The following is a 9,101-nucleotide window of genomic DNA, read 5'->3' as shown; positions in this document are numbered from 1 at the left end:
GTCAAATGACGGCGGAAACTGTTGCAGAATACGATGTAGTGCTGTGTGTTGGAGACACCACTTTTCTTGATTATGGCAGGATTGTAGAAAAACTTGTAACTAAGCACACGCGAGTAATTCATGTTTTCGACAGAGAAGGTGATATCACAGAAGTTTTCGATAAAATTCGTCAACTTCAACACACGGGTGTCGTAGTTCGTGCCGCTCATAACCGGAGCTTAGATTCTGATAGTGAAGTGTTAACAGCTGGTTGGGCTGTGGAAGCGATCGCTCGTCTTGGCGGATATCTTGAACATCGACATAGAACTCCTATTGGTATCCAGGTACTGTGGCGAGGTTGGTGTAAAAATCTGGTGTATGATTCTTCCGAACAAAGAATCAGTACGTTCCTAGCGTTCCTTCCACTTTCTGAAACTCCGCACAGAAAATGTAGTTTTTGAGTACGTTAGCGATCGCCTGATAACAGAATTCTTTGGGATCTCCTGGCATTCCCTCTTCACACCACTGCTGGAAAGCGCGATGGGCAAAGTGATTGTAGAGTCCGGCGAAATTGTCTTTACTGCGGCGGTGGATTAAAAAACTAAGCAACATCGAAGCTGCCCCCTTAAACTGGTCTTTTAGTCCGCCAGTGACTGGAATCACCCAAAGTTCGGTAAATGGTTCGTTGGTAAAGTTTTCGTTGATGGTCAAGGCGCGGTCTGGGCGAGAAATGGCGATCGCAAAATCAGCCTTGTTGCCTTTGAGATATCCTCGCTTCTTTCAACTCAGTTTCCAATCGCTGATTCCGTTCTCGTGGGGTTTCTGGCAAAGTCGCTTTTACCTGCGCGACTCTTGTAGCAAACCAATCGCGGTCAAAGGCTAGCCGTCCGCCACCTACAAACTTCACCCATACGGTGATTCCGCCTTCGATCCAGATGGTACGCACTGATTCGGGTTCGACCTGGATAATCTCGCTAATGATGCGGCGGTCACGAGATGTTAACGGGTCTTGGGTTGGGGCTACAACTTCGGCTTGGGATTCGAGGTGGCTGTATAGTTCTGCTTGGGCAAGCGCTTGCTTATCTTTGAAGGGAGCATCTGCAAATGTGACTATTTGATTAAGCTTAAAGCTTGAAGGTGCTTGATGTGTGCAAACGGATTGCGTCATAATTATATTCCTGACTCATGCTTTGGGTTAGGTTTTCACAAAGGGCGATCGCTTCGTTTTCCAGACTGCGGCGGTCGTCGTTTGTTTAAGCTCATAAATATAGTATGGTGTCTGTTATCCCATCTGTCAACATACTGGGATAACAAAATATAAATACCTGGGAGTACACTTGTTAATACAAGGGTTTCGCTGATAGCGTTGATCAAGAAAAGAGGAAAGTACTATGACTGAATCAAGGCTAAATATCAGGATTTCACCAGAAATAAAGGATGCTTTTTACCAAAAGGTCAAAGAAGAGGGGAAAAACGCTACTGATGTTCTGCTTGATTTAATTGAGCAATATCTGGGAAATAAAGCTGAGTCAGGCGATATTGTAGAGCTAAAGCACAGAGTCGCAAAATTAGAAGAGTTAGTATTGGGGGAAACTGCCGCCTGAGAGAAGAGAACGAATCTCTCAGGCAATTACTAGAAAAACTAAAAGAAATGCTCAAGGAAAAACCCGCCAACCAATAGGCGGGTTTACTGCTTTAAATGTGTTGATTTTTTGTGATGATATTGTGTTAACATTGGGGATAACAGCATATTCTGTAAAAACGTCACATACCAGATGGAAGTGGCGCATCTGTAGCATCTGTGACAACAGTTGCCTATAGGCAGTAAACAAGGTGTATAGCTAGTTCCTTTACACTTCAAAATATGTTTTGTGCCTTTCAAAATGTGGAGAAAGCTAAACCTCAAGAGTTAGTGCCTTAAAAAGTTGCTCTTTGGTCAGTCTCACTCAATCCGCTAAAGTTACAGTTTCACAACAGTCGCACCCAAGGTATGGGGAAGAGGGAACCATTGAGGCAGACGCAGCAAATGACTGGCAACAGACTGTTACCTTTGCTGATGGTGAGAGGCTGTTGATCAACAATGCTGATTTAGATGCTGCTAGTGTCCAATTTCCCAGAGAACGCACTTACCCCACAGAATATGCCGAAGCGATCGCTGCTATTGAAGAACGCCATAGACAGGAGTTAGAGCGACTTTCCCAGGACTTGAGGATTGGTTTGCAAACAGAGGCCGCAGCCAGAGCCGAAGCCCAGGTACAAGAACAAATCCAATCTCTGCAAAACTTGTACAAGCAGCAGAAAGAGCAAAATATCCAGTTACAGCAACGGCTGGATGAAATGGAGGGGTTGAGAAAGCTGGAGACTGAGAACCAGCAGCTTAGGCAGCGCATTCAGGATTTGGAAAATTCTTTTGAGCCTCGAACTGGACAAGATTGGGGAAATACTTACACTAAACAAGGGGCTAAAGCATTAAACAAGAAAGTCCAGCAAGCACTGGAGAAGACAATTGATCTGCGATCACTGGCCCAGGAACCGCCAAAAGAGAATGCCCAGGAATGTTTGCGGCTGATGGGTATGGCATTGAAGAATCTCGCCACCGCTATGAACAACACCCAAGCACTTGAAGCTGCGGCCATAATTTTGGGAAGCGAACCGACACCAACTGCGATCGCATCCTGAAACAAGCTATGTGCGTCCCAGGTTTCAGCACCTCACAAAATCGCGTTGCTCCCATTAGCATCGGCTCTATCGTTGCCCACGCTGACCCTTACCGCACTTTGTATGTAGAGAGGGGTGAAGTGATGCAAGATTTAGGTGAGGAATTGGTGGTTGCTTGGGATTCTTGGAAGGAACAATCAAAAAAGACTGACAGGTATTTCCGAGACGAGTTGCGATTCTGGCAACCTCAATAAGCTTTCAGTGTATCGGTGACTTTTTAGACAACCAAATACAACTACCAAGCCCTGCATCACAGTGGGGGAAATTTCCGTGTGTCAATCTGTTGAAAGCGTGTCAGAGAATGAGGAAGACTTGCCTGTGGCAATGGACTGCACGACGCTGACGCTTGTGGATGCTGCACCGAGTCAATCTACTTTGTTGTTGGCTGAAAACCAGGATTGTGGTGAGGAAGTGAGACACTGTTCTGAAGGCACTTGTTCCGCCGCGCCGCCTGCCCAAATTGAAAAATCTTCAACTTCAGCGATCGCAGATCAGAAAATAGAATCGAGTCGCCCCTATGCTGAGTTGATGACTAAAAATTCAGTTTCAGGTGTAGAAGTCAAAGCGGATCATGAGGGTGAAAGTTCCGCCGCGCCTGTCCCCAGTGCTGAAAAGTGGTCACATGAGGCGATTGTAGCGAGGTCAAGTCTGCGACCGGAGCGTATGCAGAAACTCAAACTTGCGGCCCATTCGGGGCAGAATCCGGGGTTTGAGTACTTGCAGGAATGCTGGGATGATGACCCTGCTTTGCAAATTGTGATCAAGAAGCTGCTGGCGAAGTTTCCGCAGTGGGGGATGGCTTGTGTTGATGGGGTGTTGGTTGATTGGGAAAGGTAAAAATCATACTGTCTCAGAATAGCGTGCAGCTAAAGTGATTGCTGCTTGATGGTGCTTATTTACTAATGCAGAAGGTGTAGATCAAGATTCCCTTGCATTGATACTGCCAAGCGACCAATTATTTTCTGAAAACGGGGACGCATAATCTGCGACTCGCTCCCATCCCCACTTATAAGCAGAGCCAATTTCGTTTGTAACTCTTAAACCTACCCACTGTATCGGCGAGGATAATTACCGAAACAAGTGTTTTGTCGACGCAAACTGGCTTGTCATTCGGTTTACAGAAGAACAAGTCTCGTCTCAGCCAGAACGCTGCGCTCGATTTATTGCTGGTGCGATCGCAAAGAGGGAAGGAAACCGGAAACACAACAGGCCAAGTCTGCTGCGATCGCTACTCAAGCACAGGGGCAAGTAGAACAGGGTTATTCTGCTACGTTGTTAGTTGAAAATCCAATTTCGGGTGTAGAAGCGAAAGCGGATCATGAAAGCGAAGGTTCCGCCGTGCCTGTGCCAAATCCTGAAAAATGGTCACATGAGGCGATTGTAGCGCGGTCAAATATGCGACCGGGGCGTATGCAGAAACTCAAACTTGCGGCCCATTCGGGGCAGAATCCGGGGTTTGAGTTTTTGCAGGAGTGTTGGAATGATGATCCGGCTTTGCAAATTGTGATCAGAAAACTATTGGCGAAGTTTCCGCAGTGGGGGATTGCGATTGTGTAGGGTCGTTGGTTGAGTGGAATATTTAATAAAATGCAAATGACTGACTAATTTTTCTCAAAAGGAACAGATTCTAAGACTTGCCAGAAGGTGGAGCAGCATTAATTAGCTCTGGTTTTTCCTCAGTAGCAGGATGTTCAATAGCTTGATCCGATGTCGGACGTGTGTCTGGCTCAATATTTTTTATCCGTACAGGTTGACCTGTCCCAATTGAGCGATAGAGTGCTTGAATAATCTGAACATCGTTTAATCCTTCTGTCCCGGATGGCTCTGGGTCTTTATCTTGTAAAATGCAATCTGAGAAGTACGTAAATTCAGCTGCTAGTTGGTTGTGGGCAGGAAAGGTGCGTTCTTGAGTTTCACCATCAATTGTCAAGTAGTGCTTCAAATCTCCATGCCAGGTATAGGCAGATTCTACCCGCAAGTCACCTTTGGTTCCTACAACTTGATAGGTGGAAACCTTTGCTCCTCCAAAGCTACAGGTAAATGTTGCGAGTCGCTCATTGGGAAAGCGTAAGGTGGCGGTAGCCATTTCTTCGACTTCGCTGAAGCGTTGTTCCCCTTTACTGGCTGCTACGGCAAAGACTTCGGTTGGTTCGTCTTGAAATAAATATCGTACAGCGTTAATACAGTAGATGCCAATATCATACAGTGTCCCACCACCTGTAATATCTCGTAAACGAATGTTACCTTCTTCTACTTGCTGAGTAAAAACTGAATTGAAAATCCGCAGTTCACCAATTTGCTGCGAGCGCAAAATTTCGACTGCTTCTAAGTTTGCTGGCTCTAAGTGTAAGCGATAGGCAATCATCAACTTTACACCGTTGTCATTGGCAGCTTTAATCATGGCCTCGCACTCTTGTTCGGTCACGGCCATCGGCTTTTCACACAGCACATGAATTGCCTGATTGGCTGCCCGCACAGTGTACTCGCAATGTAAGTGATTAGGCAGTGCAATATAAACTGCATCAACCTCTCCGCTTGTAAGACAGTCCTCGTACTCTTCATAGGAATAAGTACGTTGAATGCCATATTGTTTACTCAGTTCTTCTCGCTTAGTAGGGTCATCAGAAACTAGCGCAACTACTTCAGAGTTTTCCGTAGGGGCAAATGCAGGCAAGGCGGCTTCTTGAGCAAACCAACCTAAACCCACGACGGCGTAGCGAATTTTACGCTTTTCATTTGTAGCTGCCATTTCTAGACCTCTCAATCAAGAACTCGTTTTTAAACATCGCTCTTTTACTATGATGAAGTTCTTCAGCTATTCCATCTTGCCGATGAGAGAGACTCTAATCATACTTATGAAATACATGATCAAATAAAAAACAAGCTTTTGATGAGATTTACTTCGTCAACTATCCTGTTTGGAGGCTTTGTTGCATGAAACAAAAAAAAAGACACACCGACTCTGCTAAGAGTTGTTAATTATTTTTCCACACAGCTATTACCAAGACGGTGCATACACTACCCGGATTTCTCACCGATGCTCAAAGCCTGTGCTTGTGCGGTTCTGGATTGTTCAGCAAAGGCTTTGAACTCGATTGCATCGTGACTACAGAAGAGGCGCACGTCGTGATTGCGATCGCTTGATAAGGCACGTAGCCGATCTTGATTGAGTAACCGAGCCTTGCGATCCACCTCCATCATCCATTGGTAAGCACGCAAACCTGGCGTGCAACTTCCTTTAGAGTCCATCTCGTGCCGATAAAAGTAGGCATCACCAGCATGTAGAAGCCAACCCTCTGGTGTATCAATGGCGATGCCAGCATGACCCCGCGTGTGACCGGAAAGTGGGATGAGGAGAATCTCCGGTGGCAATCCATCAAGATTACGTACTGCCTCAAAGCCGAACCAAGGTTCACCTTCCGCCGAATAATACTTCCAGTGTTGAACTTCATCCCATTGTTCTGGACGATAGCGCCCCCTGGCGATGAAGCCGCGCCGATCCTGCGCGGTTTCAATTTCAGTCTGCATTACATGGACTGTTGCTTCCGGGAAATCATCCAGACCACCGGCATGGTCGAAATCGAGGTGAGTTAGCACAATATGACGCACGTCTCGCGGCGAAAATCCGAGCCGCTCAATTTGATCGAGTGCCGTGTATTTTTTATCAAACTGGATACCATTGAAATGAATGAAGAACGGGCTGAGGCGGGAGTAAGGCGACTTGATATCGCGCAATCCGAAGCCAGTATCAATAAGAACAAGTCCTTGCTCTGTCTCGATGAGCAAACAGTGGCAGACGAGATGGGCCTTCGGGCCACGACTGAAGCCATCGAAGAGGGAACCACCAATTGGGCACATGCAGCCACAATTGAGATGATGAATTTGCATGAATCTCCTAAATGTGTAAGATTGCTAATTGCACAATTAGCTTGGCTGATGCCGTTAGCGAAGCTAATCGCGCCCAGCTTGATAGGCTTTTAACCCTTACAATGTTAGGTAGGTAGCAGTGTGCTTACGTCTTTCCCAAGAAATATCACTGCTGTGTCTTTCAGGTTACTTTTATGAAGTTCTGAATTTAATTGATAAGCATTTCCGCTTTTCTTGGTGCCATTCGGTATTGAAGGTTTGTTCAATTTATTTTTGCTTAACCCCTAAAGCGTTATTCCCATCAGTTGTAAATGGGCTTGCTCTTTTGGCAGATCGAGTGTTTTATTTTCTTGCCATTCACTCCAGTCGCTTCTTGAAAACTGTTCATCAGACTTTGGAACGGCGGGATAGTCTTCCTGGAGAGCGCAAAGACGATGGTGTTCGTTGATGTATTTATTAGGTTCGTAGACATATTCCCCTCGACGCTTGCGGACTGCTCTCTCGGTCTTAAACCCCTCAATAGGGCTTAAAAATCCGCCGGTTGATGCTGCTTTGGCAATTTCATCAAGTTTAGGCAGCATTTGATTGTAGAGTTCGCTAACTGTATCGCTGGATAGCGGAAATCCCTGTTTCATGGGAGTTCCATGTGCAGTTAAAAACTGCCACGCAAGATGCTGACATAAAATAGCACTGTTCTTTACCAGCGAATGGCTGAGATTAAGATTGACCACGTCGGAATGATTACCGGGAATGGGTAAAAAATGAACGTGTGGCAAGATGTGTCGCTGATTAAGGCTATCGGGGTTGCCACCTTTGCCATGCTGACTCTTAGGAGCGAAAAGTTTAATTTGATTGCGATCGGTGGGTTGAAAGTTACCACCGTCTGCATCTAAGGCGAGAACTGCCAAGTAGTTGCGGACGTTGGGGGGAATGGCTAGCATATCCAGGGTTCTGTTAGTGTAGCCGCCTGGTACTGGGTCAATGGCAAAGATATTAACGTTGAGGGTATCTTCAAATACCTCAAAAAGCTTGTTAGCTATCTTTAAACAGGTGACGGCTCCCCGACTCCAACCGATAATGTTGATGGTATCAATAGGTTGGCTCATCTCAAATTTTAGGTGAGTGAGCATCCAAACAGCTTTATAGACGTTATCATCCCAACCGCTACCCAAAGCTAAACCCGTTAGTTTCCAAACTTCGGGAGTGTTGCCCATGAAGGATAATTGAAATTCGTCAGCTTGCCTTTCTCCCAAAAACCAATATTGTCTGGTTCCTTTGAGTGTAAGTGCAGGGTTTTGAGATTGTCCTTTGCCCTTTTCTGTACCGAAAATAGAGTTGAATTTACCGGGATAAGCATGGTGTACTCCGCTTTTAGAGTCTTCTACAGAGACTTCCTCAGAACCTGGCCCTTCGCAGATAAGGTAAGTCGGATTTTCTGACTTTAGGGCAAAGGGTATGGGATTTTCTTTGGTACGCTCACCAGTCTGGACAATTCGCGCTTCTTTTCCATCCATTGCCATGCTCAACTGGTTAATTAATTAATTCATTAGGATTGGCATCTCGATGAAAGTCTGTACCGTGGTTAAAAATTGTAAAAACGTTTTTCGACATTAGAAACCTAGCATACCTCATGAAAGTAGATGAGACTGTATCTATGTGTTTTAGTAAAGGGCGCTAGTGCGTTCTTAGCATCAACCAAGTAGCGCTACTGTGATTCATATTCTCACAAATTCTTACAGCTTTGGTTGAGTCGATGGGGGATATTATTCCCCGCACCTCTCAGTTAGATCCGTGCGTACCCGTTTCCGTGTACACGGTGTAAGCTCTTTTTTGAATGTGGTATAACGAGTTTCTAGACTCGTCCATCTTGCAGAACTTATGGTAATTTCTCCAACCTCTAACCACCGGGGCTAATTTCTCAGCCTTTGTAGTAGCACCATAATTCGAGTTGTTGACGATGTGTTTTACTTTCTTACGGAATGCTTTGAAGTTTTCCACTGAGGGAATGCTTCTGAATTTTCCGTTTTTCTGGACTTTGAAGTGCCATCCGAGGAAATCAAACCCATCTGTCGTGGCGGTAACTTTGGTTTTCTTTTGGCTTACATTCATTCCGCGTTTGCGGAGGAACTCGCTGATTCTTTCAAGTATCTCTATCGCGTCATCTTCGGGTCGGAGTATAATAACCATGTCATCCGCGTATCGGATTGATGGTTCGATGATGTCCCTGGCTGGGGTTTTGTTCAGCAATTCTCATTTTGAAATAAATAGGGTATTAATCGCCATTTTGAAATTCAATACGTAGCACAAAATAATTAGTTTTTTAGGGAAAGGCGTAGGCGCAGCGCGCACTTCTCTACAAGACGCTCCGCAAAGGGCAAGCTCAGTGACCACCGCAGGCATCACTAAAAAATAATTGACTACAATTATTAAGTATAAATACTGACATATTTGAGGGATTTGCTTAAAAACGAAGGGTAAATCCAGGAAAGTAGTTCTGTTTTTAGAATATAGAACTTAATTAAAATAACAATTTATAA

General features: G+C 45.2%; 7 protein-coding genes and 4 pseudogenes. 5 read left to right on the top strand and 6 right to left on the bottom strand.

What is annotated here, in order from left to right:
* Positions 1-440, top strand: a pseudogene (locus F8S12_RS20030) (hypothetical protein); the annotation flags it as partial.
* Here F8S12_RS20030 and F8S12_RS20025 read toward each other — a convergent pair.
* Entirely contained in the window at positions 379-690 is a 312-nt protein-coding gene (locus F8S12_RS20025) for a hypothetical protein (RefSeq protein ID WP_230968140.1), read from the bottom strand. The pseudogene F8S12_RS20030 and the gene F8S12_RS20025 overlap by 62 nt on opposite strands.
* A 34-nt stretch (positions 691-724) precedes the next feature.
* Positions 725-1,147 (bottom strand): hypothetical protein, encoded by a 423-nt coding sequence (locus tag F8S12_RS20020; protein ID WP_230968139.1) that lies wholly within the window; start codon positions 1,145-1,147, stop codon positions 725-727.
* Between the two features lie 223 nt (positions 1,148-1,370).
* On the opposite strand from F8S12_RS20020, the gene F8S12_RS20015 reads away from it, so the two are divergent.
* The 4 genes and pseudogenes from F8S12_RS20015 to F8S12_RS40760 form a co-directional block, all read left to right on the top strand.
* A complete protein-coding gene (locus F8S12_RS20015; protein WP_196517841.1) occupies positions 1,371-1,583 on the top strand; it encodes a hypothetical protein in 213 nt (70 codons plus the stop codon).
* A 355-nt stretch (positions 1,584-1,938) separates the two neighbouring features.
* Positions 1,939-2,891: pseudogene (locus F8S12_RS20010) on the top strand (hypothetical protein); the annotation flags it as partial.
* A 76-nt stretch (positions 2,892-2,967) separates the two neighbouring features.
* Complete coding sequence (locus tag F8S12_RS20005; RefSeq protein ID WP_331001415.1) at positions 2,968-3,534, top strand: hypothetical protein; 567 nt, start codon at positions 2,968-2,970, stop codon at positions 3,532-3,534.
* 178 nt (positions 3,535-3,712) lie between these two features.
* Positions 3,713-3,949, top strand: a pseudogene (locus F8S12_RS40760) (hypothetical protein); the annotation flags it as partial.
* Positions 3,950-4,324: 375 nt separating this feature from the next.
* Here the strand turns inward: F8S12_RS40760 and F8S12_RS19995 are convergent.
* The 4 genes and pseudogenes from F8S12_RS19995 to F8S12_RS19980 all read right to left on the bottom strand — a co-directional run.
* A complete protein-coding gene (locus F8S12_RS19995; protein WP_196517840.1) occupies positions 4,325-5,446 on the bottom strand; it encodes a Gfo/Idh/MocA family protein in 1,122 nt (373 codons plus the stop codon).
* A 269-nt stretch (positions 5,447-5,715) separates the two neighbouring features.
* Entirely contained in the window at positions 5,716-6,585 is an 870-nt protein-coding gene (locus F8S12_RS19990; RefSeq protein ID WP_196517839.1) for an MBL fold metallo-hydrolase, read from the bottom strand.
* Between the two features lie 263 nt (positions 6,586-6,848).
* Complete coding sequence (locus tag F8S12_RS19985; protein ID WP_196517838.1) at positions 6,849-8,078, bottom strand: hypothetical protein; 1,230 nt, start codon at positions 8,076-8,078, stop codon at positions 6,849-6,851.
* A 289-nt stretch (positions 8,079-8,367) separates the two neighbouring features.
* A pseudogene (locus F8S12_RS19980) lies at positions 8,368-8,793 on the bottom strand (reverse transcriptase domain-containing protein); the annotation flags it as partial.
* Positions 8,794-9,101 lie beyond the last annotated feature (308 nt).

Origin of the sequence: Nostoc sp. WHI (assembly GCF_015714725.1) — a bacterium.
Classification (GTDB): Bacteria; Cyanobacteriota; Cyanobacteriia; order Cyanobacteriales; family Nostocaceae; genus Nostoc.
Note: the sequence above shows the minus strand (reverse complement) of the source record. Positions and strands in the feature narration are given on the sequence as shown.

Coding starts and splice junctions, on each gene's coding strand:
- F8S12_RS20020 (WP_230968139.1), bottom strand. CDS start 1,147: ATGACGCAATCCGTTTGCACACATCAAGCACCTTCAAGCTTTAAGCTT.
- F8S12_RS20015 (WP_196517841.1), top strand. CDS start 1,371: ATGACTGAATCAAGGCTAAATATCAGGATTTCACCAGAAATAAAGGAT.
- F8S12_RS19995 (WP_196517840.1), bottom strand. CDS start 5,446: ATGGCAGCTACAAATGAAAAGCGTAAAATTCGCTACGCCGTCGTGGGT.
- F8S12_RS19990 (WP_196517839.1), bottom strand. CDS start 6,585: ATGCAAATTCATCATCTCAATTGTGGCTGCATGTGCCCAATTGGTGGT.
- F8S12_RS19985 (WP_196517838.1), bottom strand. CDS start 8,078: ATGGATGGAAAAGAAGCGCGAATTGTCCAGACTGGTGAGCGTACCAAA.